Origin of the sequence: Membranihabitans marinus, assembly GCF_019802045.1 — a bacterium.
GTDB lineage: Bacteria > Bacteroidota > Bacteroidia > Chitinophagales > Saprospiraceae > Membranihabitans > Membranihabitans marinus_A.
Genome location: NZ_JAHVHU010000019.1, coordinates 1 through 25,970 on the forward strand (window position 1 = coordinate 1; position 25,970 = coordinate 25,970).

The following is a 25,970-nucleotide window of genomic DNA, read 5'->3' on the forward strand; positions in this document are numbered from 1 at the left end:
GATTCCGGATTTGCCTTGTACCAAAACACACCAAACCCCTATGCGGGTCAGACTGTGATTGGATTTAAATTGCCTGAAGCATCCAAAGCGACCTTGAGCGTGTACGATGTAACTGGTAAGGTGTTGAAAATCGTAGAAGGTGAATACAGCGAAGGCTACAACGAAGTAGCGCTAAAAAGTTCAGATCTTAGTGTGACCGGCGTATTGTATTATCAATTAGATACCAAAACATATACAGCGACTAAGAAGATGATCGTGATTGAGTAACTGGTTGTATTTGCGAATAGCGTAAATACATCGAATGGTTAAGACCTCCGGAAAGCTAAATTTCCGGAGGTTTTTTTGTACATGGAATTTCACAGATCCCCCGGGTGTAGAAATTAATTTGTATAGCTTTTCTTGTATCTTTGCATTTCGAAAAATGGAAATATATGTACAGCGAGTATGATCATCTTAATCTGCCAAAAATAGATCAGGCGATTTTGGAGTTTTGGGAGAAGGAAGAAATATTTGATAAAAGTGTAGAAGGCCGGGATCCGGACAACGCTTTTGTTTTTTATGAGGGCCCCCCTTCAGCCAATGGAAAGCCTGGGATACATCATGTAATGGCTCGGGCCATCAAAGATATTATTTGTCGATACCACTCCATGAAGGGCAAGCGAGTAGAACGAAAGGGAGGCTGGGATACCCATGGATTGCCGGTAGAACTTCAGGTGGAGAAAGAATTGGGGATTACCAAGGATGACATCGGCAACAAGATTTCTGTGGCAGCATATAATGCGCATTGCCGTGAAACCGTCATGAAGTACAAGAGCGTATGGGATGACTTGACTGTCAAAATGGGTTATTGGGTTGATCTGGATGACCCATACATCACGTTTAAGAACGAATACATCGAAACGGTCTGGTATCTTCTTAAGAAGTTTTACACGAAAAACCTCTTGTATAAAGGCTATACGATACAACCTTATAGTCCAGGAGCAGGAACAGGGTTATCCACCCATGAGCTCAACATGCCGGGAGCGTATCGGGATGTGACCGATACGACGGTTGTGGCTCAGTTTCAAGTGGTCCGGGATGATACATCGGATTTTTTATGGGATGACATGGAGGACCGTACCGATTTGTATTTATTGGCGTGGACTACCACACCGTGGACGCTTCCTTCCAATACTGCATTGGCTGTTGGACCCGCTATCAATTATGTCAGGATCCGAACGATGAATCCCTATACCGGAATTCCAATCCGGGTGATTCTGGCCGAAAGTTTGATTTCAAAATGGTTTGACCCGGCCGGGGAGCATGGTGATTTTGGGGGTTATAAGGCTGGTGATAAAACCGTCCCCTGGGTTAGGGAGGCGGAGTGGAAAGGATCAGAATTAGATGGGGTGCGTTACGAACAGTTATTGCCCTACCTCCAACCTGATGACGGAGATGCTTTTCGGGTGTTGGTCGATGCTTTTGTGACCACAGAAGATGGCACCGGCGTGGTCCATCTGGCACCCTCTTTTGGTGCCGATGACCGTCGGGTAGCACAGAAATATGGAATAGGCTCCTTAACCATGGTAGATAAGAAAGGGAAATTTGTGGAGGAAGCTGGCGAATTTGCGGGCCGATATGTAAAGGATTATCAGGATGAAGGCGATCAATTCACCGCGGTGGATATTGATATTGCGGTTAAATTGAAAAAAGAAAATAAAGCATTTAATATCCAGAAGTATGTACACAGCTATCCGCATTGTTGGCGTACCGATAAGCCTATTTTGTATTATCCGCTTGATTCATGGTTTATCCGATCAACAGCGATGAAGGAGCGCTTGGTCGAATTGAATAAGACCATTAATTGGAAACCAGCATCGACCGGCGAAGGACGATTTGGGAACTGGCTTGAAAATTTGCAAGATTGGAACTTATCGAGGTCTCGTTTTTGGGGGATTCCGTTGCCCATCTGGCGGACTGCCGATGGATCGGAAGAAAAGTGCATTGGCAGCATCGAAGAATTGGACAAAGAAATAGCGGTAGCGAACGAGTCTCTGGGATTAGAACAAAGCGTTCCGGAGGATCTTCACCGTCCTTATATTGATGAAATTGTGTTGGTATCAGAAAGTGGTGAGCCCATGAAAAGAGAGACCGACTTGATCGATGTTTGGTTCGATAGTGGATCGATGCCCTATGCCCAATGGCACTATCCATTTGAAAATGAGGAAAAATTTAAAGAGAATTATCCGGCTGACTTTATCTCCGAAGGGGTAGATCAGACCCGGGGGTGGTTTTTTACCTTGCATGCTATAGCGGGAATGCTGTTTGATAGTGTGGCTTTTAAAAATGTCATTTCAACCGGTCTTGTGTTGGACAAAAATGGTCAGAAGATGTCCAAGCGTCACGGTAATGCGATAGATCCATTTAAGACCCTTTCGGAAAAAGGTGCTGACGCCACACGATGGTACATGATTTCCAATGCCCAGCCGTGGGACAATCTGAAGTTTGATCTCGCCGGAATCGATGAAGTTAGCCGTAAATTCTTCGGAACGCTTTATAACACGTACTCCTTTTTTGCCTTGTATGCGAATATTGATAAATTTAAATACGAGGAGCCTGATATGACGTGGGAAGAGCGTCCTGAAATAGACCGATGGATATTGTCCAGTTTGCATACGTTAACCAAAGAAGTAGATGAGCTATTCGGAGCCTACGAGCCGATGCAGGCAGCCCGTAAAATCATGTATTTCGTGGATGATCAATTGTCCAATTGGTACGTCCGGTTGTGTCGACGACGATTTTGGAAAGGAGAATATGGGGCGGATAAGATCGCTGCGTACCAGACTTTGTATGAGTGTCTGACGACGACTGCAAAGCTGATCGCACCGATAGCTCCGTTTTTTGGCGAATGGTTGTATAAGAATTTGAATGATGTGAGTCAGCTGGAGCCGTATGAATCGGTTCATCTCAGTCTGATGCCTACGGTAAAGGAGGACCAGATCGACCAAGCCCTCGAAGAACGAATGGGCTACGCCAAGCGAATCAGCTCCCTGGGACTTTCACTGAGAAAGAAAGAGCAAATCCGGGTTCGTCAACCGTTGCAAAAAATTATTCTGCCAGTTCTCGATCCACGTTTTGAAGCACAAGTGCGCGCGGTGGAAGACCTTATTTTGGCAGAGATCAATGTCAAACAAATCCAATATGTGACGGATACTTCCGGAATAATAAAGAAAAGTATCAGGCCTAATTTTAAAACCCTGGGGCGGCGTATGGGAAAAAACATGAAAGCGGCCGCCGCTTTAATTAATCAGTTGGGGCAAGAAGAGATTGCAGAAATTGAAAAGTCAGGCGGGTATCAGCTTCAGATTGATGGAGAGGACTATGCATTGACATTAGAAGATTTTATCATCGGATCGGAAGATATAGAAGGGTGGATGGTCGCCAAAGACGATGAAATCACCGTCGCTTTGGACATTCAACTTAGCAGCGACTTGATGGCTGAAGGAATTGCCCGTGAGCTGGTCAATAGAATTCAAAACTTAAGGAAAGAGGCCGAGTATGAAGTTACGGACCGTATTGAAGTAGAGATGAGTCGCAATGCAACCGTACTTCCGGCAGTAGAAAAATTTTCGGCCTACATCAAAGAAGAAGTTTTGGCTGATGAGTTGATCATCACAGAAAATCTGGAAGGTCAGGAAGTAGAGTTAATCGATGGAGAGAAAATTAAAATTTTGCTACACAAGAATTAACTAGATGTCACGGATAGTCCAGTCCAGCGGAGTAGTGATCCGCCGAATGAATTACGGTGAATCCAGTATGATCGTGGATATCTATACGGAGACGCATGGCTTATCGGGGTTTATCATATCCGGTGTACGCAAATCCAAACCGAAAATTTCACCCGTGGTGTTTACACCCGGCTATCAATTGTCCCTGGTGTTCTATGAGCGGGATCCGCATCAACTATGGCGCATCAAGGAGGCCAGTATCGAACAACAGCTTGAAAGGACACCTTTTGACATTATCCGCGGCAACACAGCATTGTGCATGTGCGAAGTGATCAAAAAGATCGTACATCCTTATGACCCAAATTCTTCCTTGTATTATTTACTGACGACATACTTTCTGGCATTGGACCAGATCGAGAAGTCCGGGAATTTGTTTATGCATTTTTTGGTGCAGATGTCCATTCAAATGGGGTTCGGGCCCAAAGAACCGGAATTGAAAGGAATGGTGTTCTTTGATCTAAAATCCGGACACTTTCTGAAGGAAGAGCCATCACATCCTCTGGTTTTGGGGCCTGAAATCAGCGCATTGCTTCAACGTATTCTTCAAATCGATATCGATGAATTGTCTTCTATTTCAATGGAACGGTCCCACCGGCAACAATTGACAGATGGCCTGATTGATTATATCAGATATCATAGTCACGCAAACCAGGAGATCAAGTCTTACGATTTACTGAAGAAGATCTGGTAGCAATTCGCAATCTGCTGTATGCCACCTAAAAATGAATCTTCAGGAAAAAACCGCCACCACCGGCACCAAGCATTTTAAAAGCTGAGTTTTCTTCTTGCCTGTTTTGATCCCAGCGTTCTTTGATATTTTCCGGGATCCAATCAGCAAATAAGAAGAATTGATTTTCTGAAAACGTATTGAGCAAGTTTTCAGCAATTCTTTGTTCATTTTTGATAATGGCTTCGACCAGCTTATTGTTGACTTTTGTCAGTGTGTCGACTTTGCTCGCAAAGTCCTTGTCTTCTTTTATCCGGGTCAAAAAACGGTCAACGCCCGCTCCATCCTGGCGTTCTGTTTCACTATCCACCAATTCTATCCGCCAGTTATCCAGACACGGTAGGGTGGAATTAACGATCACGGACTGGTTGTTCTTACGTAGAATGGGTTGATTAAAATAGATGGGAAGCGGATCAAAGCCCGAACTTTTACCATGCATATAATGCTCCATTGAGGCGAATACCTCCTGCAATTCATCCATAGTTACTTCGCTGTCCTTTTTGATTTTATACCGATCATATAGGGCCGCTACAATGGATGCAGAACTCCCCAGACCTTTGTGCTGAGGAAGATTTGACTCGAGATGCCATCCGGCATGCACGTGTTTTTCGAGTCTGGTTAAATTCAGGTATTCAGCCAAACTATCGATCTGCTTAAGGTATTGCAGGTAATCGATCAGATCTTTATCGGTGTTGTTTTTATTTTCCCATCGAGTATGATATCGATTATCCGGTAAAGCCAGTGCAGCTCCTTGCTGCAGAACCAGATATTCTCCGAACAATAAAAGTTTTCCGGGAAAGGTGTGTCGCATATTAATTCAGGTTTTTCATGCGCAAAATAGGCACTTCAATTCATTTATCCATCATTCCGACCTTCTTTTCCGCTGTGTAGGTGTAGAAAGATGTGAATTGGGTATATAAGGTCACTTTTCTTTACCTTTGTGAAGGACCGAAAAAATGAATGGGGGTTTTTGGTCTCCATTAATTTCGGTTGAACTATTTGGAAATAGTTGGGTTTTATGACCCATTTAGACAAGCATCAGGATTGGAGAATTTAGAACAATTTATAAATATTTATCGTAAAAGTGAGGTCGTTCAAAAGGTGAACGATTGGGTCGCTAGTGGGGTGGTAGAGCATGTGGGGATCGAATCTGCGGCCGGTAGCAGTAAGAGTGTTTTGATCGCGGCGACCTATGAGAACCAACGCAAGCACTTTGTTATCCTTTGTGGAGATAAAGAAGAAGCAGCGTATCAATTCAATACGCTGGAAGCATTGCTGCCCGGTAAACCTATTCACTTTCTTCCGGATAGCTTTCGTCAAGCGCAGAATTTTTCCAGAATAGATCGCAATAATCTTTTGCTCAAGACCGAAACCGCGAATCAGATATATAGTGACCGGAACCGGCAACATATCATCGTCACCTATCCGGAAGCACTGATTGAGAAAATCGTCTCACCAGAGGTGCTTCAAAAGAATAGAATTGATCTCCATATCGGGGAGGAAATGGATGCAGACCTGCTGATGAGTGAATTAGTGGAATACGGTTACCGGCACGTTGATTTTGTGTATGAACCCGGTGAGTTTTCTATACGTGGCGGGATTGTAGATATTTTTACGTACGGCAATGACTGGCCATATCGCGTGGAATTATTTGATACGGAAATCGAAAGCATCCGGTTGTTTGATCCGGTGAGTCAGTTGTCTCGGAAAAAAGTAGATTTTATTTCCATTGTACCCGATATTCAGGAAAAAGTAAGCGTAGAGGAATGGGCATCCTTCTTTCACTTGATCAAAAATGATGCGGTTATCTGGAGCTTAAATCACCCCCTTTTTGTCAGTCGTCTGGAAAAGGTATACGAACTGATGGAGGAATTCCAAAAAGAAAAAGTAAAGTCAGATTATCCGGCAGATGTTATGTCGTTTTTCGATCATAAAAAGTTTTTAACTCCTGCTCACATCATCGATGAACTCGGAGGTTTTGGCGGTTTGTATTTTGAAAGTACCTACAAGCTGGAGGTGCCATTGAGTGATCGTTTTGTTATGGGGACCAGCCCCCAGCCCAGTTTCAATAAAAACTTCACCTTGCTCATTGATGATCTGAAAAAGCATCAGAAAGAAGGATATAAGTTGTATCTCTTTACCGAAAGCGAACGGCAGTCCCGCCGACTTCATTCCATCTTTCAGGATCTGGGAGCGGGAGTGACGGTTCAGACCATTCTTATTGCATTGCATGAAGGGTACATTGATCATCAGCAAAAGCTGGTTTGTTATACCGATCATCAAATATTTCAACGTTTTCATCAGTATAATCTGCGCAAGGGATTTACGAAGAGCAAGGCCATGACGTCACAGATGCTTCGGGAACTTCAACCCGGTGATTATGTGACACATATCGATCATGGGGTGGGTAAATATTCCGGGTTGGAAAAAATCGAGCTGAAAGGGCAAACCCAGGAGTCTCTGCGGATAGTGTATAAAAATAATGATGTACTCTATGTGAGCATCAACTCGCTCCATAAAATAGCACGGTTTACAGGACAGGAGGGAAAGCAGCCGACGCTGAGCAAATTGGGATCGGATACCTGGAGTAAACTGAAAAACCGGACCAAAAAGCAGATTAAAGACATTGCTTCTGAGCTGATAAAACTTTATGCCAAACGCAAAGCTTCAGAAGGATTTGCTTGCAAGCCGGATGGTTATCTCCAAAATGAACTGGAAGCAAGCTTTTTCTATGAGGATACACCCGATCAGGCACAGGCTACCATTGATGTGAAAGAGGACATGGAAAAAGAGGGTCCGATGGACCGGCTCATTTGCGGCGATGTGGGATTTGGTAAAACTGAGATTGCAATTCGTGCCGCTTTCAAAGCCGTGGTCAATGGCAAGCAAGTGGCAGTGTTGGTGCCGACAACTATTCTGGCTTTGCAGCACTACAAGACCTTCCAGGACAGGATGTCTGATTTTGGAGTGGAGATGGACTACGTGAACCGATTCAAAACTCCCAAAGAAAAGGCGGAAATATATGAGAAGTTGAAGGAAGGAAAGCTCGATATAGTCATTGGAACCCACGCTATTTTAAGTAAAAAGGTCGGATTCAAAGATCTGGGGCTTCTCATCATTGATGAAGAGCAAAAGTTTGGTGTTACCGCCAAAGAGAGGTTGCGGAATATAAAGGTGAATGTCGATACTCTGACATTGACTGCTACACCTATTCCGAGAACCTTGCAATTTTCGCTGATGGCAGCTCGTGACTTATCCATACTGCGAACAGCACCCCCCAATCGACAGGCTATTCATACAGAAATCCGAATCTTTAACCATGAATTGATCCGTGATTCCATATATCATGAAGTCGATCGTGGCGGCCAAGTGTTTTTTGTACACAATCGCGTCAAAGCCCTGCCTGAAATGAAGGTCTTACTTTCGAAGCTGTGTCCCGATATTGATATTGCAATGGCACATGGGCAGATGGATAGTAAGAAACTGGAAGATACCCTGGTGCGTTATATTAATGGTGAATTTGACTTGTTACTCTGTACCAATATAATTGAAACCGGACTTGACATCCCTAATGCCAATACGATAATTATTAACAATGCTCATCAATTTGGACTGAGTGACCTGCATCAACTGCGTGGTCGCGTCGGACGGTCCAATAAAAAAGCATTTTGCTATCTTTTTAGTCCACCGCTGTCTGTACTAACCACGGAAGCTCGAAAACGGCTCCGAACCATTGAAGAATTTTCAGATCTCGGGTCGGGATTTGAGATAGCAATGCGTGATTTGGATATTCGAGGGGCGGGAAACTTACTGGGAGCAGAACAGAGTGGTTTTATTTCAGAGATCGGGTATCACACGTATCAAAAAATTTTGGAAGAATCGATCCGGGAGCTGAAAGAGACAGAGTTTAAAGATCTTTTTAAGGATGATTTACAAAAACAGACCGAGTTTGTAACTGATGTAGTGATAGAGACGGACACTGAAATGCTTATCCCCGATACCTATGTGAACCAAATTCGTGAACGTTTGAGTTTGTATACCACGCTGGATCATCTGAACAATGAAAAAGAGCTGGAAACCTTTGCTTCGGACCTCCAAGATCGTTTTGGCCCTTATGGAGAAGAAGTTGAAAATCTATTTGAAGGACTCCGATTGCGGTGGCTGGGGAAAAAACTGGGTTTTGAACGAATTCTCTTTACAAAAAACAAACTGCGCTGTTTCTTTCCGGCTGACCCCCAATCCGCATATTATGAATCTTCGACCTTTAGGACGCTTTTAAATCATGTCAATAAAAATCCGAAGAAATTGAAAATGCGCGTGAAGCAATCCCGAAGCCATTTGATCTTAGTCGTAGAAAATATGAAATCCATGAAAACGGTGATTAATTTTCTGAAAGAACTTGAAAAAGTGGTCAGCTAACCTGAAAATGAATGGCATTCGAGCTATAATTCACCACCCTATTTTCAGCTTTCGTGGATGTGTGGCGCACTGGGAATGATCTCATCATAATAGTACCACCCGGAAAAATTTCTTAGTAGATGTTTAAATATCTTCAACTTTCATATTGAGTTCTTTGATCAGATTCTCCAGATTAGGATTTGCCTTTCGGAGCGCTTCATACTTATCTTTCGTCGTCAGAATTTTAGGAGCCTTTTTGGCCGCCGAATCACTGGGTTTTATAACAAAAACAATTTCAGGAGTTAAGGGGGCTGTGGCATCCCGAAGCTGTTCGAACAAGGTTCGTTGATCGAGTATCGAGGATTTTGCCAATTGGGACGTGACCGTAATAAAAAGCTTATCATCAGCCCATCTTAATTCTGCATCTTTTAAAAAACTGACCAGCGAGGGTGATGAATTATTTTCTGCAAAGTTCTTCCAGGTTTTTTGGACCATTTCAATGAGTTCGTCATCATCCGGCACGACTTGGTTATTGGCATCATTTTGCTCGACTTCTTCGATGATTTCATCCATGGCATCCAGCGTCGGAAGTAATTTCCGGGCTCTGCGTCTGCTTTTCTTAGATGGTGTGGTGGATTCCGGAGCTGTAGGACTCGGGGCATCCCCTGTTGCAGGAGAACTGGGTTGGCTGTGTGAAGTCGAAGCGGCCGGTGGTCGTGGTTCTTCTTTAGTCGGAGCTGGTGCATCGCGGCGAGCAGATTGATCTGTTTTGACCGGATTTTTTTCAGATGTTTTGTAATCGCTTTTGGTTTCTTCTACCGTTTTGGCCCGGGGCCCGCTTGTGGGCGTTGTACGTGCGGTGGGTTGTGACGAAAGGGACTTAGTGCCGTTTTTTTTTGAAGGAGGTGCAGTTTCTCCCGGGGAAGAAAACCCCGAGATGTCCTGTTGCCGGGCATGAGGGAAGTAAGCCATCTTCATCAATGATATTTCGACATGCAGCCGTTTGTTCTGAGCGAACCGGTAATTAACATCACATTCATTCGCCAGGTCAAGAAGGGTTAATAGAAAATCCCTGGTGGCCTGATTGGCTTGATTCGTATATCGATTGAGCAGGTCCTGAGAGCCATTGACCAGAAAAGCAGTATTTCCCAACTGGATCATTAACAGCTGTCTCAGGTGTTCTTGTAACCCTTGTAAAAAGACTTCGGGGTTAAAGCCCTTTTCGAGAATTTGATTGAAAAGAAGATATGATGAAGAAAGATCACCAACGATCAGGTGATCCACTAGTGTAAAGAAATAATCATAATCCAGAATGTTTAACTGGTCAATAACAGACTCATACGAAATGTTTCCGTCTGAAAAGCTAACCATACGGTCAAAAATCGACAATGCATCGCGAAGTGCCCCGTCTGCTTTTTCTGCGATCAGATGCAATGCTTCCTGGTCATATTTAAGTTCTTCTGCGTCGCATATATTCGCCAGATGCGGGATGATGTCCTGAACCTTATTTCGCTTAAAATCATAAATCTGACACCTCGACAGGATGGTGGGCAGTATTTTATGTTTTTCGGTCGTTGCCAAAATAAAAATGGCAAAAGGCGGTGGTTCTTCCAATGTCTTCAAGAAAGCGTTGAAAGCCGCCAGTGAGAGCATGTGAACCTCATCAATGATGAACAGCTTGTAGTTTCCCTGAGCTGGTGGAATGCGGACTTGTTCATTGAGATTCCGGATGTACTCCACAGAGTTGTTGGAGGCTGCGTCCAACTCAATGATATTGGGCGCATTTTTCTTTTGAAATGCCACACAGGAGGCACAAATCCCACAGGCTTCATAATCTTCTGTAATGTTTTCACAGTTGATTGTTTTAGCCAGGATACGAGCTGTGGTTGTTTTTCCTACACCCCGTGGTCCGCAAAACAGAAATGCATGGGCGACTTTGTTTTGCCGTATGGCATTTTTTAAGGTCGTCGTAATATGATCCTGCCCCACGACATCATCAAATCGTTGGGGACGGTATTTACGGGCGGATACTATAAACTGGCTCATATGTAAAAATAAAGATATGAAAATGAGTGCAAAGGTCGCATAAATCTGCTTGATTTAATAGATTTTCAAATATAGTTTATAGGGTTTATAGGGTTTATAATGTTTATAGGGAACATGGCATGCCTTGTCTGTTCAGAGGGTACTCAATCTTCTGTGTCAATAAAATTTATTTATATTCCTTGTGGTTATGCTAAATTAGTTAAGTTTACGGTTGATGAGATATGGGAGGCAATGTCCTGGCCATACCACATGTAGGGCTCTATCGAATCAAAGGAAGCAAATAGATCGATGGTTTGTATCCTCGTGCTTCAGATTGCAGAGCACAGATTAATGCAATTCGTAAATTTATTCGAATTGCAGCAGCCTATGAGTCGAATACCTGACACCTAACACTTTTTTATGGAAGCTATTTTTACAAATGATGCCGTTGTACTTGGAATTCTAATCGTTGTTTTAGCGCTGGTATTTTATACTTCAGGGCTTCCGCAGAAAGGATGGCAACGTTTCTATACGTTTTTTCCACCCTTGTTGCTGTGTTATTTTGTGCCGGCGGTGTTGGTATGGCCACTCGGTTTGATCGATGACCCGGATGACAGTCTGTATTATATGTCTTCCCGGTTTTTGTTGCCCGCAGCTTTGATTTTACTATGTTTAAATATCGACTTTAAAGGGCTTATTCGCCTGGGGCCAAAAGCGCTGATTATGTTTTTCACTGCGACGGCGGGAATTGTATTGGGTGGACCGATAGCTATTTTGTTTTTACATTATGTAACACCTGGTTTGATCGAGATGGATCCACATGATCTGTGGACAGGGATGTCCACCATTGCGGGGAGTTGGATTGGCGGTGGCGCAAATCAGACTGCTATGAAGGAAATATTTGATGTAAATGATACGGTATTCAGTTCAATGGTGGTAGTTGATATCATTGTTGCAAATATATGGATGGCCGTGTTGCTGTATGGTGCGGGCATGTCGGACCGGATCGACCGGTGGTTAAAAGCTGACTCCAGTGCCATCACTGAGTTGAGAAAGACCCTGGATGATTATCGCGCGGCGGTCGAACAGATACCCACGACCACGCAGATGTTTGTCTTATTGGGGGTTGGTTTTGGCGGTGTGGCCATTTCGCATGCTGCGTCGGATGTGATCGTTCCCGCCATGCGTGTATTCGAAGAGACACTAGTTGCGTGGAAATTACAGTCCTTGTTATCGCCTTTTTTTTGGATGATCGTGGTAGCTACTTCGGTAGGGTTGGGGCTGTCATTTACTCGGGTCAGACGGTTTGAGGGGTATGGGGCCTCCAAGTGGGGTTCGATATTTATATATGTTTTAGTGGCTACGATCGGTATGAAAATGAATTTTAAGGAAATCTTCGAAAACGCCGGTTTGTTTGTATTGGGTGGGGTGTGGATGTTAACTCATATACTTTTGTTGGTTTTAGTGGCAAAGTTAATCCGGGCACCGTTCTTTTTTGTGGCGGTCGGATCTCAAGCCAATGTCGGGGGGGCCGCTTCTGCGCCTGTGGTAGCAAGTGCGTTTAGTCCGTCTTTGTCTGCAGTTGGTGTCATAATGGCTGTCATGGGGTATGCTTTGGGAACTTATTTTGCGATCGTATGTGCCTTGCTGATGCAATCAGCCAGTGGTGTTTGATGCAAAATCTGACATTGAATAGGAGCATGCAGTTGATTGCGTTCAGCTTGGCTTGACCGATAAAAGTGTGTGCCGGATCCGGGATGTTAAAGAATATAAGTTGGGACAAATAAACAATTGATAGCTATATTTCATTTACCCATAAAAAATGCGTACTTTTACGGGCTCAAATCTATATGAATTAAAAGACGGGACATGGGTAAGAAAAAAGTTTTGATTGTTACTCAAGAAATGGAGCCATATACGAATCTAAGCATCGTTTCTAAAATTGCCAGAGAGTTACCAAATCACATAACGAAAGAGGGCATGGATATTCGTATTCTGATGCCTCGTTTTGGTACGATCAATGAAAGAAGGCATCGCTTACATGAAGTGGTGCGGTTGTCTGGTATGAATATCATAGTGGATGAAGATGATTATCCATTGATTATCAAAGTGGCCTCGTTGCCAGGCGCCAGATTGCAAGTGTATTTTCTGGACAACGACGAGTTTTTCAGACGAAAGCAGATCTTTAAAGACAAGGATGATAATATCTTCCAGGATAATACAGAACGAATGGTGTTTTTCTGTAAAGGTGTTATGGAAACTGTTCGGAAGTTCGGTTGGCCGCCAGACATCATTCATTGCCATGGCTGGATGACGAGTCTGATTCCACTTTATCTTAAGAAAGCATATAAGGATGATCCTATATTTCGTAATGCGAAGCTGATTTATTCCATATATGAGAGTCCTTTTGAGAAAGAATTGGAAGATCGTTTTCTGGAAAAAGCTTCCATAAACAACCTCGAGGAGGGAGATTTGAAATCATATTTGAATGGAGAAGGCCTTGATTTGCACCTGGGTGCCTTGAAATATGCGGATGCAAGCATTTTGGGTGATCCCGGATTGGAGGACGACGAAAAGTTGCTGGAACTTTTGAAGTCACAGGCTGCTCCGTATCATATGCCCCAATCAGAAAATCTGGAGGAGGTCGTCGCGGGATACATGGATTTTTACAACGAATTGACCGATGAGACTGTTCCTGAGTAAGGAATACAAGTGATTTTATGAATATAACTAAACTAATGACGCTCATTATTCTGAGTGTCCTGACTATTTCTTCTTGTACACAGTTTGAAGACATTGGATCAAACTTGGTGGATGATGAAAAACTACTGATTTCTACCGATACAATCCTGGATTATGAACTTCAAACATTTAAGCGGGATTCACTTTTTGCGTATGTACGACAGGGTTTGGAATCTGATTTTGTGCCTTCCACGCATATACTTGGACAATACAACGACCCGGTTTTTGGATATACACGGTATGATCTGACTGCTCAGATGCAACTTAGCCCGGTCGGGGTTGATTTTTCTGAAGCCACTTTTGATTCTGCATTCCTGTTACTCAGCTATGATACCACCTTTTCGCCGTATGGTGAAACGGAAGCGATGCAAACTCTGGATGTGTATGAATTGACAAACCGTGAAATGCCGGAAAAAGTCTATGTAGAGGATGAATTTGAAATCGAGCCCAATACGATTGGCTCACTAACTTTTGCACCTGCCTTCAAGAATCAAAATCGGGGCGACTCTTTGTCGGCGCCTTCTCATATTCGGGTACCGATGACGGAAGAGTTTGGTGAAAAAATTTTAAGCCTGGACACTTCGGTGACAGCCAGCGTACTGAATTTTCTGGATGAATTTGCTGGAATTGTTGTTCGACCCAGAGAAAACGCGTTTAACGGAGCCTATCGGTTTTTTGCGTATCCAACAAGCAGTGCCGGCCAGTCCAATAACAGTGATGTTGCAGCGTATTCGGGAATTCGGATTTATTATACGAAGGATGGAGAATCAAAAGAAGCTTATTTGAAAATGAGTGGTTCGCTCCACCACTTCACTACGGTCGAGCACCGGTATGAAGGAAGTGTGCTCGAATCGGTGTTGAATGATCAACCGGCAGATCCCGAATATATGTATATTCAGCCCACAGGCGTAGGTGTTCGGATTGCTTTTGATGATGTGAGTAAATATCAAAATAAAGTGATCAATGACGTCTCCCTGACCTGGCGTGTGGCCGAACATCCGCTGGGGGATACCAGTACATATCAACCAATGCCTGCTTTATTTGCACTTGAAAAGGAATCAATTGCTGATCGGACACCGATCACAGACATCTTATTTTATCAGTCAGGAGGAGCATATCGCCAGTTCTTCGGTGGTGTCCTTCAGGACAACAATACTACGAATGGAAATCAACCCGTTTATACGTTTAATATTACCAATCAATTTCAACACATCGTTGATGGTTCTGCAGATCCTGAAATATTTATCGTTCCTACACCTCAGGATGTTTCTCGCATCGCCCGCAGTGTACTCCATGGACCGGGCGCAGCAGACACCTTATTACAACCCTCAATCAAAATTACTTACAGTTCAACCAACCATTAATTAAAGAAAAACGCATGTACAATTTTCAATATAATACAAAGCACCGAAATATTCGTATTCAGGAGTATGGCCGCCACGTCCAGAATATGGTGGATTATGCGACGACGATAGAAGATAAAAAAGAGCGACAAAAAGTAGCCGAAGAGATCGTTAATATTATGATCAATATGACGGATCCGGGTAATAAAAGTGGAGATAGCCTGGCAAAGGCATGGAAGCATATTTTCTTCATGTCAGAAAACGAGCTCGATGTGGAGGTTCCTGAAGGTGTTGAAGTTTCTGAGACCAAAGAACTTTTCGTGCATGAACCAATGGAATATCCACAGATGGATATTGACTTTAAACACTATGGACTCAATGTTCAGAAGATGTTGAAGAAAGCACAAGAAATGGAAAACCCGGAACATCGGGAAGCCTATGTAAAGTTGATTGGTTCTTATATGAAAATGGCTTATCGCACCTGGCACCGGGAACAATTTGTCAATGATGAGATTATCAAGAATGACATCGAAGGAATGACTAAGGGGAAAATCAAAGCTGTGTTGGAAGATACACAGTTCAACGCCCTCAAACACAATAAAAGAAAAACATCTAACCGCCCGCACCAAGGGAAACGAAGTCGGAATAATAATAATAACAATCGTCGGAGAAAAAGAAGGTAATAGAAGTTTAGGAGGTTGAGAGCGTGAAGAAGTGGAGCGAGGTTGGAGAATATTGATTGATCTAATACCCCATAATATAAAGTGTCAAATTCCAATACCCGATCTATCATTTTAAAGCGATATAAGAAAGATTTTTTTAAAATCTGACATCAATATTTTTAACATAACACTCATATTTAAATGCCGTCATTTATCGTCCAGGGGGGACATCCATTAAGTGGATCTATTCAGCCTCAAGGTGCAAAAAACGAAGTTCTTCAGATCTTAAGCGCCGTTTTACTCACGGCCGAACCTGTTACGATACACAACATTCCTGGTATTATTGATGTAAATAAGATGATGGCTTTGCTCAGCGGACTCGGAGTAAAGATAGTAGATCAGGGCAATCAAAGTTTTCAATTTCAGGCCAATGATTTGGATCTGGATTATCTGTTCAGTCCGCGCTATTTCGAAGATGCAAAGAAAATTCGTGGTTCGGTCATGTTGCTCGGACCTTTGCTGTCTCGTTTTAAAAAGGCTTATGTTCCCAAACCTGGTGGCGATAAGATCGGCCGTCGACGAATCGATACACATCTGAATGGTTTCATAAAACTAGGAGCCACCTTTGAATATGATGAGAAACACGATAGTTATTTTTTATCTGGTACCAATCTGAAAGGTGCCTATGTGCTGATGGATGAGATATCAGTCACAGGAACAGCCAACATGATCATGACAGCTGTTCTTACTCCAGGGCGGACGACGATTTACAATGCGGCCTGTGAACCATATGTACAAAAGCTTTCCCGCATGATGGTCCGCATGGGCGCACGAATTTCCGGTATTGGTTCAAACCTTCTGGTCATCGAGGGGGTGGAAGAATTGAGCGGCACCGAACACACCATTTCTCCAGATATGATCGAGATAGGAAGTTTTATCGGAATGGCGGCCATGACGGGATCAGATCTGGAGATTACCGGCATTGATGTGAATGAACTGGGAGTAATCCCGGATACCTTCGAACGAATTGGTGTTCAGATGGAAAGTCACGCAGACAAGCTTGTGATCAAAGGCAGTGAACCCTATGAAATACAAAAGTTTATTGATGGATCGATTCTGACCATTTATGACAGTCCCTGGCCGGGATTTACACCGGATCTTATGAGTATTATTCTGGTGGTAGCCATTCAGGCTACAGGCAGTGTACTTATCCATCAAAAGATGTTTGAAAGCCGACTGTTTTTCGTCGACAAACTGATCGATATGGGTGCTCAAATCATACTATGTGATCCACACCGAGCCACCGTAATAGGCATGGGGCGGAAAGCCAGACTTCGTGGAATAGAAATGAGTTCGCCCGATATACGTGCCGGTGTCGCATTACTGATTGCCGCCTTATCTGCAGAAGGAGAAAGCCAAATTCACAATGTGCAGCAAATCGATCGCGGATATCAGAATATAGATCGACGACTACAAGCACTGGGTGCTCAGATCGAGCGCGTGGATAACATTTGATGCAGGAACCAGCCACCGATCAAAAGCCCCCGGCACACAGACAGTTGAACCGCGGATAAATAGTGCCACTTTTATGCGCTGTAGATATTCCGATGGATGGCACGGTGAGAAACACAAGCTCAGCCGCAGCTACATTGAGAATTTTGACAACGCATATTTAAGAGTTTCTGTGCCCATTATGAATTCTGAGGGTATCTATGGGGATGATGATATCCACCACCAGACTACAAAAGACCGATTATCTGAAAACCCCATTGTGTCATAACCTTCATGGATCAATATCATAACCAGCCTGAGTCTATACTTTTATCCGTTGCCAGTGATAGGCCTGCATCGCAATATATACACCGCAGATCTTTTATACTAAAGTTAGCCTGATTTGTGACCTCTTTTTTCAGTATTGCCTCTTTCCGATGAAATTTATCAATTGCAGCAGGGATTCCCGGGCTCCGGCCTCCGGATAGCGGAGAACAATTTCCCGTGCCATATCAAGATGCTCATTCATCTTTTGTTCGGTGTAAGACACTCCGTCTCCCGAAAGAACCAAGTCTATTACCAATCGGACATGCTCGTTGGACTTTTTTCTTTTTTTAAGAATCCGAATGATTCGACGTCGGGCTTTTTTGTCGGTGTTGGCCAAAGTATGGATCAAGGGAAGGGTTATCTTCTTCTCCCGAATATCATTTCCAGTGGGTTTTCCGGTTTTATTATTGCCATAATCAAATAAATCATCCTTCATCTGAAACGCCACCCCGATGTGATGACCAAACTGCCACATATCCTTTACCGCCGCATTCTCCGGGTCGGTCACTGCAGAGATAGCACCTGCTTTGCAGGCAGCTGCAAGTAGTGAGGCCGTCTTGCGTTCAATAATCTCGAAATATTCCTCTTCAGTAATGTTTAGTTGCCTGGATTTTTCGATCTGGAGTAATTCTCCTTCACTCATCTGACGAACCGCATCAGACACTGTTTCCAGGATATCATAGTCTTTGTGTTGTACGGCAAGCAATAAACCCTGTGCTAAAAGATAGTCTCCAATAAGGACAGCGGCTTTCTTTTTCCATAGGGCAAATACACTAAAAAACCCCCGGCGCTCCAGTGCATCATCCACTACATCATCATGAACCAGACTCGCCGTATGCAATAATTCGACCAGACTGGCCGCCCGATACGTCTTGTCTACAATGCCACCCGAAACCTCAGCGCTCAGTAATACCAGTAGCGGACGGATCTGTTTGCCTTTGTGTCGTGTCAGGTAATGTGTGATTCTATTGAGTAGAGGTACAGAACTCTTCATGGAGTTCTTAAACTCTTTTTCAAAGAATTTGAGCTCTTCGCTGACAGGGTTTTTTATGTCACTAAGCTTTCCGGGCATAGATGAAATTATAAGTAGCGCAAGATAGAAAAAATAATATAGTCGTTGTTATGTTATATATAGACATGACGCAAATATATAAAAGCCTTTTCGTTACATTTGCGGCCAAATTGGATAGATATTGTGCTACAACACTTTAGAGAAAATAGAATTCAAAACTATTTTTTTGTCTTAGTATACGTCGTATTATTGAGGCTACACACCTTTTTTTTTGACTATGGTCCCATTGCCGGAGCATCGATTTTTTACGATCTGTTTGGTCTTTCTTTTGATGGAAATTCTATTTGGAGCAAATTATTAAGCATATTGTTAGTGCTTTATCAGGTGGTTCTGATCAACAGAATGTCTTCATTCAACAATCTGTCTTACTATAATTCCCTGTTCCCCGGGGTGTTTTATGTGCTGATTCTCTCTCTGATTCCAGACATCCATCCGCTGAGCTCTGTACTGGTGGGGAATACTTTTATCATCCTGGCTCTTTTTCAAATGTTTCAAACCATCCATCGGAACCAGCGGTCCAAACGACTTTTTAATGCTGGGTTTTTTGCGAGTATCGCCGTGTTTTTTGATCTGAATTTTATTTACCTGGCCCCCTTTTTTATTTTTGCGGCGAATGCGATCATCCTGGTTCGCTTTCGTGATATTTTACTGTATGTACTCGGTTTCCTGGCCCCACCTTATTTTCTTCTTGCCTATTGGCGATTGAGTCGAAAGACTCAGGCAGGCAGAGATTATATTGCCGTTCAGATTGATTTTTTTCAATATGAATTCATCTACCAGAACTATGGAATTATCAAGGCTGGAATTATTGGAGCATTGGTTTTGTTTTTGTTGGTCGTGTTTAATACTGTCGTGACCAGAACAAATATTTTTGTGCGTAACAAGCTGACTTTTTTGTTTTACATGATGCTGTTCGCTGTCGTTGTATTTGCGTTAACCTTTCATACCCGGCTAGAGGATATTCAGTTAATCATACTGCCCCTTGGGATTCTGATGGGGCTGTATACTGTCAGCATCAAAAAAATAAATATTGCAGAAAGTCTTCATTTATTGCTACTCATTTTGGTGATGCTGTTCCAATATTTTTTAAATTAACACGAGCGTATCAGAAACCATTTTTCATTTAAAAGATTGTATCTTTGTATTTTAACCTTAGTGTAAAACCACAGGTTTTATCAGGGGTAGTCTTTTGAATCATAAATAAGTTGATAAATGAAGTTTGGCGTAGTTGTATTTCCCGGATCCAATTGTGATGACGACATGGTCTATGTTCTGGAAGAACTGTGTGGCGGACAAGTAGAAAAAGTCTGGCATAAAAAATATTCCCTGGAAGGGTTTGGACCCGAAGATTGCATCATTTTGCCTGGGGGATTCTCTTATGGGGATTATCTACGAAGTGGGGCCATTGCCCGGATTTCTCATATTATGGAGGCGGTGATAAAGCATGCAAATCAAGGAGGATATGTATTTGGAATATGCAATGGATTTCAAATATTATGTGAAGCGGGGTTGCTTCCAGGTGTGTTGCTCGCTAATGAGAATCAAAAATATATTTCACGGAATGTACACCTTCGGACGGAGACAACCAACCGCTTACTGACACATTCGCTTCAGCAAGGTCAGGTATTGACCATGCCAGTAGCCCATGGTGATGGACGGTATTACTGTGATGAAAATACGCTGGCGGATCTGAAAGCCAATGATCAGATTCTTTTCCGGTATTGTTCAGAAAATGGAACAGTGGATGATACGACCAATCTGAATGGAAGTGTCGACCGTATTGCCGGAATTTGCAATGAAGCTGGAAATGTTTTCGGAATGATGCCACATCCGGAAAGAGCTTCCGAAGCTATAGTTGGGTTGGAAGACGGCCGAATCTTGTTTGAAAATTTGTTTAAAATTCCAATGGAAGCTGTGTGAACCATTAAGGTGGCGTTAAATCACTGATAATGAACTACTTTCTTCGAATGGAATTTACTATTTTGCAGGGTAAATAAGAGGATATTATCATGATTCGACAAATAAGCTTTCTGACTTTTCTTTTTCTTAGTCTATCTATATCACTTTTTGGCCAAATCGAGGACCCCGTGGATTGGGAATTTTCCAAGACACATATCCAGGGGAATAAATGGAAACTAGTATTTATAGCTCATATCGAAGATGGTTGGAATGTATATTCTCAGTTTTTGGATGAGGGCGGGCCGGTTCCGACAACCATTAACTTTGAGTCAACCGATGGATTTACAGTGATCGGTGATGCACACGAGTCCGGAGCAAAAGAGGAAGTGTACGATCAGATCTTTGAAATGGATGTGGTCAAATTTCATGATGAGATGACACTCACTCAGGAAATCGAGCTGGATCCTGATACCCGAACCATCACTGGTTTTGTGGAGTATATGACGTGTGATGAAACCCGGTGCCTGCCACCTACACCTGCTAACTTTACCTTTTCTTTTGATTCCTCCGGAGAGATTGATTTGGGGGCCGCTGACGATGTAAAAAAAAAAGATGAACCCAATCCATTTGGATCAATAGATGATGCTGGATTTAGCGAAATGACACCAGGCATAGCCGGTTCATCTTCTGATATGAAAGAACCGGTCAGTTGGACCGCTCGGGTAGAAAACTATAACGCAGACGAAGGTATTGCTTCTCTTATTTTTGAAGGTGTCATCGATCCAGGCTGGCACATTTATTCCAGCCATATGGATGACGATGCCGGACCTATACCGGTTACATTATCATTGGTGAATGCGGATCAATCTACATTGGCACCCCTTCATGAGGATGGTGAAATTGTCATCGATGCATTTGATGAGGTTTTTGGCACCGATGTAACCAAAGTTAAAGAAAAGGTTACCCTCAGGCAGTCACTTTCGTTTGAGCCTGACTCAGAGGCTATGGAAGGTGAGATCGAATACATGGCCTGCACGGAAATAGAGTGTATTATTCCGCCAAACGTCATCTTTCGATTTGAACCTGCTACCGGCCAAATTATATTGTTGAATCAGACTGGAGATGACCAGCAGATGCTGGCGACGGAATCCGAAATAGCAGCCGGTTTATTAGCCTATTACAATCTCAACCCGGAAGCACTGGAACAGCAAGAGGCTGTGAACTGCATAGCCCAGGAAGACAATCATACGATGATCCAAGGATCCGGCAACTGGCGTATTTTTATCCTTGGTTTTTTAGGGGGGCTTGTAGCATTGTTGACTCCGTGCGTGTTTCCTATGATTCCACTGACCGTGAGTTTTTTCACTAAAAGCGACAAAGGCAAATCGGGCGGAGTCGGTAAAGCTGTATTGTACGGTGGGTCTATTCTGGCCATTTATCTGTTATTTAGTATTCCTTTCCATTTTCTGGATACGATCAACCCGGATATACTCAATAATATATCGACCAACGTCGGCCTCAACCTTTTCTTCTTTGTTATCTTTTTGATTTTTGCTTTTTCTTTTTTCGGGTATTATGAGTTGACCCTGCCCAGCTCATGGACGAACAAAGTGAGTAAAGCAGAAGGCATCGGTGGCTTCGTTGGAATCTTTTTTATGGCGCTGACCCTGGCATTGGTTTCATTCTCATGTACCGGGCCCATTTTGGGTTCGCTGCTTGCCGGATCATTAAGCTCAGACGGAGGAGCGTCCCAGTTGACCATAGGCATGGGAGGTTTTGGACTCGCCTTGGCCTTACCATTTACGTTTTTTGCTGCCTTCCCTTCGTTTATGAACAAAATGCCGCGTTCCGGTTCATGGTTGAATACGGTGAAGGTTGTCATGGGATTCCTGGAGTTGGGGCTGGCGTTTAAGTTTCTATCCAACGCGGATCTGGTACAACACTGGGGCATCTTGAAAATAGAACCATTCCTCATTATCTGGGCACTGATATCAATAGGCCTTGCGTTGTATCTATTTGGGTTTATTCGTTTTCCTCATGATTCCCGAGGACAGAAGATATCCACATCGCGTAAAGCGTTGGGCGTTCTCTCCTTTGTATTTGCAGTGTATCTGTTTAGTGGGTTTCGTTACAACGAGGAGACAAAAACTTTTACTTCTCTGAAGCTCCTGAGTGGACTTGCTCCTCCTGTAGGATATAGCTGGATACATCCCAATGATTGTCCCAATAATATTAATTGTTTTAAAGACTTGAATGAAGGGCTGGCTTATGCCCAGAAAACAAATCTTCCGGCCATTATAGATTTCAGTGGATATGCCTGTGTGAACTGCCGCAAAATGGAAGAACACGTGTGGCCCAATCCTGGTATAAAAGAGATGATGCACGAAGATTTTGTTTTGATCTCGTTGTATGTAGATGACCGCACAGAATTGCCGGAAGCGGAACAGGTGAGCTTGCCAAAGCATACAGGTGGACAACGAACGCTGCGAACGGTAGGCGATAAATGGCAATTTTTTCAGACTGAGTATTTCCGGAACAATTCACAACCCCTTTATGCCCTTGTTCACCCTGATGGAAAATTACTTACTCAGCCGGTCGGTTATACCCCCTCGGTCGATGATTTCAGAAACTTTCTGGAGTGCGGACTGGCTGAGTTCAAGGCGACGAAAGATGTGCCATTGTTCGGTGTGAAGTAGTAGAATATAATGTATAAAAGGCGATGGCCAAAGCTTTGTGGTATGGTTTTGGGGCTGGTTAGTTCTGGAAGTCCTGAGATAGCCTGAGTTGGGCAGTTTTTTCAATTAAAGGCCTGCTTGGTTTGTTTTTTTTTATCCCTGTATCGAGCATTTTTACCGACAACCGACTTTTATAACAATTGTTGCTTTGGGTATTAACCCGCTTTATTCACAACATCAATCTATTATGATCCATAATATATAGTGCATCAATTGCTTACATTTCAAGATTGAGCATATTACATCGCCTAATTTTAGGTGATGTTTGACTTTTCATGCATACATTATCCTCGGGACAAAGCCCTCTCACAGCCAAGACGGGGACAGGTCGGTACACTCATCCAAGGTTCACCAAACCTTTTGCCCCGGCTAAGCCGAGGCTTCATTAGCTTATCTTCATCAAAGATGGATTTACCATCTTTGGTCTGCGTTGCAATCCGACTATATTCAGTCATTCCTCCGTGCATCTGCACCTGTCTAACTGCCATTAAGAAAATAATCAACGCCAGGTAGGTAAATCAAAAGCCGTGAATTTAGCGGGTTAACTGGTTAGTGATTCACATCTATCACCTTTTTGTTTGTGTCGATTTTCCATTTTTAATGCTCAACTTTCAATTCGCGAAGTAATCTTTTTGCACGGTAGATGTGCCGCATTGCACCTACAATACCACCAGAATGCACGCTGACCGTCCGATTTACCGCGTCATCAAAAATAAAGTTGCCTGGTAAAGATTGGATATTACCATCGAATGCCAGACCAACCGCCTCTCCCTGGGCATTGATGACAGCCGAACCGCTATTCCCGCCGATAATGTCATTGGTAGAAATAAAGTTTAGTGGGGTTTTGAGTAGATCCATGCTTGGATTTAACCAGGCTTGAGGTAATTCCCAGGGAAATTCCTTTTGGTGGCTGTAATAGCGGTTGTATAACCCAAAATATGTTGTATTCACCGGAGCCACTGTGCCGTTGTATGCATAGCCTTGAACCAACCCATCCGATATGCGGAGTGTGAAAGTAGCATCCGGTGGCAACTGATTCCCAAATACCTGGAAAGCCGCCAAAGCGATGTTTTCGTTGTATCCTTGTATTTCTTTGCCATACTGTTGCGATAGCTCTACGGATCGTTCGTAATCGCTCATGAGTTGAACTGCCAAAGCAACGAGTGGATCTTCTTGCTGTGCATTCTTATCCCATTTTAGCCAATCTTCGATCTGATCCGAATCCCGAAACAAAGTATTGTCGAGAATGACGGATGCCTTGTCCTGAGAAATGGCATCGTCTGAAAATTTATTGTAATCATCGATTAATCCCTGCAAGTATATTTCCTGATCGTCATCGGTAGCTTGAGGTGCCAGCGTCTTAATTTCAGCGGCTATGGATGTGACCTCAGAATCGTTTTCATTCGACATGTAGTCGTAGATTTTGTGCAATAACCTGGTGACGACGCCCCGGTATGGACTGGCATTGAGTAAGGTTGAAAATCCGCCGTAGGGCGTCAATTTTTGATAGATGGCATCAATTTGCTCCCAGGGGTTGTTCTCCGCCGTGAATTGATCTTCAGTTGCTGCACGGATTTTGTTTTCAGCAGCTTTTTTGCGAGCCATATAAACCTCATTATTCAGTCCACCCAACATGCCGGTATACGCTTTTTCTCCATTCTTCAGGCTAAATATGGCATTCTCTGTTTCTGCACTCGGATTGGTTTCCATTTGATGCTCCAGGGCCCTGATTCCGCTTTTGATAAAACTAAGCACAGCGGGCAGGCGGACATTCCGGTCATACTCCAGCTGAGTCATGGTCCGGTAACGTTCGGTGCGCCCGGGATTACCGACCACGAAGACGGGTGTGCCTTCAGCTGTACCATCGGGGTTAAATGGAAAATAGAAATCAGCTGTGTTCAGTGGGTTTCCTTGATCATCGTAAGCGCGCCAGAATGTAAAATCAAGGTTATACCGGGGATAGGTGAAGTTATCCGGGTCGCCGCCGAAGTAGCCCAGGTCATTTTCCGGCAAGAGGACCAGTCGTATATCAGAGTACCGTTTGTATCCGTAGATGGCATACCGTCCACCACTGTAATAGGTGACAAGCTGGAGACGAAGGTCCTTCCACTCGGGTTTTTCTTCATACAGGCTGGTCAGCGAGTCTTGTGCTTCCTTTTCGGACAGGTTGTTTTGCAGGTTTTTAAGTTCTGCCGTGATATCTTTTGCCCGGATGAGTTGATCGACAAATAGTCCTTCAGCCTTTCGTTCATCTTCTTGGTTTTGGGCATAAAACCCATATTTTAACAGGTCTTCATCGTTTTTCTGCAACGGAGGAATTAATCCACGGGAGCAATGATGATTGGTCATGATCAGACCCTGGTCTGATACGAAAGAAGCCGAACAAAAGGTAGAAAACCGAAGCGCTGACTTGCGTACCTTGTCCATCCAGGCCTGGTCCAGATCAAGGTCATACGTGGAATTAAAATAATCCAACGGGGCATCTTCAAAGGTCCACATCCGCCCAAAATCAAACTTACTGAATTCCTGGGCTTGGACTTGAATTAGTCCGGATAAAAAGACGATAATAAATAATAAGGTATTCTTTTTCATTCGTTTTTTTTTTTGTTTGATCTTCTGGTTCGAAAAAACTGATCAATAAAACGCAAAGATAAGATACTTTGGGCTTTCCCGGAAACAACTCAGCGATTCAGTCTTCCGCTGATCCATGAAATCTTTCAAAAATCAAAAGAATATCGTGTTTCCCTGCCTGGGTAACGGTGCGCTCCCCATGAGGCGTATT

At 43.4% G+C, this 25,970-nt stretch carries 17 protein-coding genes; 12 read left to right on the forward strand and 5 right to left on the reverse strand.

Features of this window, described 5'->3' with window-relative positions:
* The 3 genes from KUV50_RS17060 to recO all read left to right on the forward strand — a co-directional run.
* Positions 1-267 (forward strand): T9SS type A sorting domain-containing protein (locus KUV50_RS17060; RefSeq protein ID WP_222581404.1); only part of this gene is annotated, 267 nt, incomplete at its 5' end.
* 164 nt (positions 268-431) lie between these two features.
* Positions 432-3,728: an isoleucine--tRNA ligase gene (gene ileS / locus KUV50_RS17065; RefSeq protein ID WP_222581405.1), complete on the forward strand. Its 3,297-nt coding sequence runs from the start codon at positions 432-434 to the stop codon at positions 3,726-3,728.
* A 4-nt stretch (positions 3,729-3,732) separates the two neighbouring features.
* Positions 3,733-4,458 (forward strand): DNA repair protein RecO, encoded by a 726-nt coding sequence (gene recO, locus KUV50_RS17070; protein WP_222581406.1) that lies wholly within the window; start codon positions 3,733-3,735, stop codon positions 4,456-4,458.
* A 25-nt stretch (positions 4,459-4,483) separates the two neighbouring features.
* Here the strand turns inward: recO and KUV50_RS17075 are convergent, their stop codons facing one another.
* Positions 4,484-5,305, reverse strand: coding sequence for a mevalonate kinase (locus KUV50_RS17075; RefSeq protein ID WP_222581407.1), 822 nt, complete (start codon positions 5,303-5,305; stop codon positions 4,484-4,486).
* 233 nt (positions 5,306-5,538) lie between these two features.
* Between KUV50_RS17075 and mfd the strand changes: the two genes are divergently transcribed.
* Entirely contained in the window at positions 5,539-8,913 is a 3,375-nt protein-coding gene (mfd, locus tag KUV50_RS17080; RefSeq protein ID WP_222581408.1) for a transcription-repair coupling factor, read from the forward strand.
* 123 nt (positions 8,914-9,036) lie between these two features.
* Here the strand turns inward: mfd and dnaX are convergent, their stop codons facing one another.
* Positions 9,037-10,938 carry a DNA polymerase III subunit gamma/tau gene (dnaX, locus tag KUV50_RS17085; protein ID WP_222581409.1) on the reverse strand — a complete coding sequence of 634 codons (1,902 nt, stop codon included), beginning with the start codon at positions 10,936-10,938 and terminating at the stop codon, positions 9,037-9,039.
* A gap of 399 nt (positions 10,939-11,337) precedes the next feature.
* Here dnaX and KUV50_RS17090 point away from each other — a divergent pair, with 399 nt between their 5' ends.
* The 5 genes from KUV50_RS17090 (at position 11,338) to murA (ending at position 17,179) form a co-directional block, all read left to right on the forward strand.
* Positions 11,338-12,591: a DUF819 domain-containing protein gene (locus tag KUV50_RS17090; RefSeq protein ID WP_222581410.1), complete on the forward strand. Its 1,254-nt coding sequence runs from the start codon at positions 11,338-11,340 to the stop codon at positions 12,589-12,591.
* Positions 12,592-12,786: 195 nt separating this feature from the next.
* On the forward strand, positions 12,787-13,620 hold the full coding sequence (locus tag KUV50_RS17095; RefSeq protein WP_222581411.1) for a glycogen/starch synthase: 834 nt from the start codon (positions 12,787-12,789) through the stop codon (positions 13,618-13,620).
* A 17-nt stretch (positions 13,621-13,637) separates the two neighbouring features.
* Complete coding sequence (locus tag KUV50_RS17100) at positions 13,638-15,023, forward strand: DUF4270 family protein (RefSeq protein ID WP_222581412.1); 1,386 nt, start codon at positions 13,638-13,640, stop codon at positions 15,021-15,023.
* Positions 15,024-15,037: 14 nt separating this feature from the next.
* On the forward strand, positions 15,038-15,685 hold the full coding sequence (locus KUV50_RS17105) for a DUF4290 domain-containing protein (RefSeq protein WP_222581413.1): 648 nt from the start codon (positions 15,038-15,040) through the stop codon (positions 15,683-15,685).
* 180 nt (positions 15,686-15,865) lie between these two features.
* The gene (gene murA / locus KUV50_RS17110) at positions 15,866-17,179 is read left to right on the forward strand and encodes a UDP-N-acetylglucosamine 1-carboxyvinyltransferase (protein ID WP_222581414.1); all 1,314 of its coding nucleotides are present in this window, start codon (positions 15,866-15,868) and stop codon (positions 17,177-17,179) included.
* Between the two features lie 394 nt (positions 17,180-17,573).
* Here the strand turns inward: murA and KUV50_RS17115 are convergent, their stop codons facing one another.
* Positions 17,574-18,554: a polyprenyl synthetase family protein gene (locus KUV50_RS17115; protein WP_222581415.1), complete on the reverse strand. Its 981-nt coding sequence runs from the start codon at positions 18,552-18,554 to the stop codon at positions 17,574-17,576.
* Positions 18,555-18,743: 189 nt separating this feature from the next.
* On the opposite strand from KUV50_RS17115, the gene KUV50_RS17120 reads away from it, so the two are divergent.
* The 3 genes from KUV50_RS17120 (at position 18,744) to KUV50_RS17130 (ending at position 23,149) form a co-directional block, all read left to right on the forward strand.
* Positions 18,744-19,649 carry a hypothetical protein gene (locus KUV50_RS17120; RefSeq protein WP_222581416.1) on the forward strand — a complete coding sequence of 302 codons (906 nt, stop codon included), beginning with the start codon at positions 18,744-18,746 and terminating at the stop codon, positions 19,647-19,649.
* Positions 19,650-19,766: 117 nt separating this feature from the next.
* Complete coding sequence (purQ, locus tag KUV50_RS17125; protein WP_222581417.1) at positions 19,767-20,474, forward strand: phosphoribosylformylglycinamidine synthase subunit PurQ; 708 nt, start codon at positions 19,767-19,769, stop codon at positions 20,472-20,474.
* A gap of 89 nt (positions 20,475-20,563) precedes the next feature.
* The gene (locus KUV50_RS17130; RefSeq protein ID WP_222581418.1) at positions 20,564-23,149 is read left to right on the forward strand and encodes a protein-disulfide reductase DsbD family protein; all 2,586 of its coding nucleotides are present in this window, start codon (positions 20,564-20,566) and stop codon (positions 23,147-23,149) included.
* Between the two features lie 323 nt (positions 23,150-23,472).
* Here the strand turns inward: KUV50_RS17130 and KUV50_RS17135 are convergent, their stop codons facing one another.
* Both KUV50_RS17135 and KUV50_RS17140 read right to left on the reverse strand, forming a co-directional pair.
* Positions 23,473-23,676, reverse strand: coding sequence for a hypothetical protein (locus KUV50_RS17135; RefSeq protein WP_222581419.1), 204 nt, complete (start codon positions 23,674-23,676; stop codon positions 23,473-23,475).
* 109 nt (positions 23,677-23,785) lie between these two features.
* On the reverse strand, positions 23,786-25,780 hold the full coding sequence (locus KUV50_RS17140; RefSeq protein ID WP_222581420.1) for a S46 family peptidase: 1,995 nt from the start codon (positions 25,778-25,780) through the stop codon (positions 23,786-23,788).
* Positions 25,781-25,970 lie beyond the last annotated feature (190 nt).

Bases quoted from the DNA above. Each gene is read 5' to 3' on its own strand.
- recO (WP_222581406.1), top strand. From the start codon at position 3,733: ATGTCACGGATAGTCCAGTCCAGCGGAGTAGTGATCCGCCGAATGAAT.
- murA (WP_222581414.1), top strand. From the start codon at position 15,866: ATGCCGTCATTTATCGTCCAGGGGGGACATCCATTAAGTGGATCTATT.
- ileS (WP_222581405.1), top strand. From the start codon at position 432: ATGTACAGCGAGTATGATCATCTTAATCTGCCAAAAATAGATCAGGCG.
- KUV50_RS17075 (WP_222581407.1), bottom strand. From the start codon at position 5,305: ATGCGACACACCTTTCCCGGAAAACTTTTATTGTTCGGAGAATATCTG.
- KUV50_RS17105 (WP_222581413.1), top strand. From the start codon at position 15,038: ATGTACAATTTTCAATATAATACAAAGCACCGAAATATTCGTATTCAG.
- KUV50_RS17130 (WP_222581418.1), top strand. From the start codon at position 20,564: ATGATTCGACAAATAAGCTTTCTGACTTTTCTTTTTCTTAGTCTATCT.
- dnaX (WP_222581409.1), bottom strand. From the start codon at position 10,938: ATGAGCCAGTTTATAGTATCCGCCCGTAAATACCGTCCCCAACGATTT.
- KUV50_RS17100 (WP_222581412.1), top strand. From the start codon at position 13,638: ATGAATATAACTAAACTAATGACGCTCATTATTCTGAGTGTCCTGACT.
- KUV50_RS17140 (WP_222581420.1), bottom strand. From the start codon at position 25,780: ATGAAAAAGAATACCTTATTATTTATTATCGTCTTTTTATCCGGACTA.
- KUV50_RS17090 (WP_222581410.1), top strand. From the start codon at position 11,338: ATGGAAGCTATTTTTACAAATGATGCCGTTGTACTTGGAATTCTAATC.
- purQ (WP_222581417.1), top strand. From the start codon at position 19,767: ATGAAGTTTGGCGTAGTTGTATTTCCCGGATCCAATTGTGATGACGAC.
- KUV50_RS17115 (WP_222581415.1), bottom strand. From the start codon at position 18,554: ATGCCCGGAAAGCTTAGTGACATAAAAAACCCTGTCAGCGAAGAGCTC.
- KUV50_RS17095 (WP_222581411.1), top strand. From the start codon at position 12,787: ATGGGTAAGAAAAAAGTTTTGATTGTTACTCAAGAAATGGAGCCATAT.
- KUV50_RS17135 (WP_222581419.1), bottom strand. From the start codon at position 23,676: ATGGCAGTTAGACAGGTGCAGATGCACGGAGGAATGACTGAATATAGT.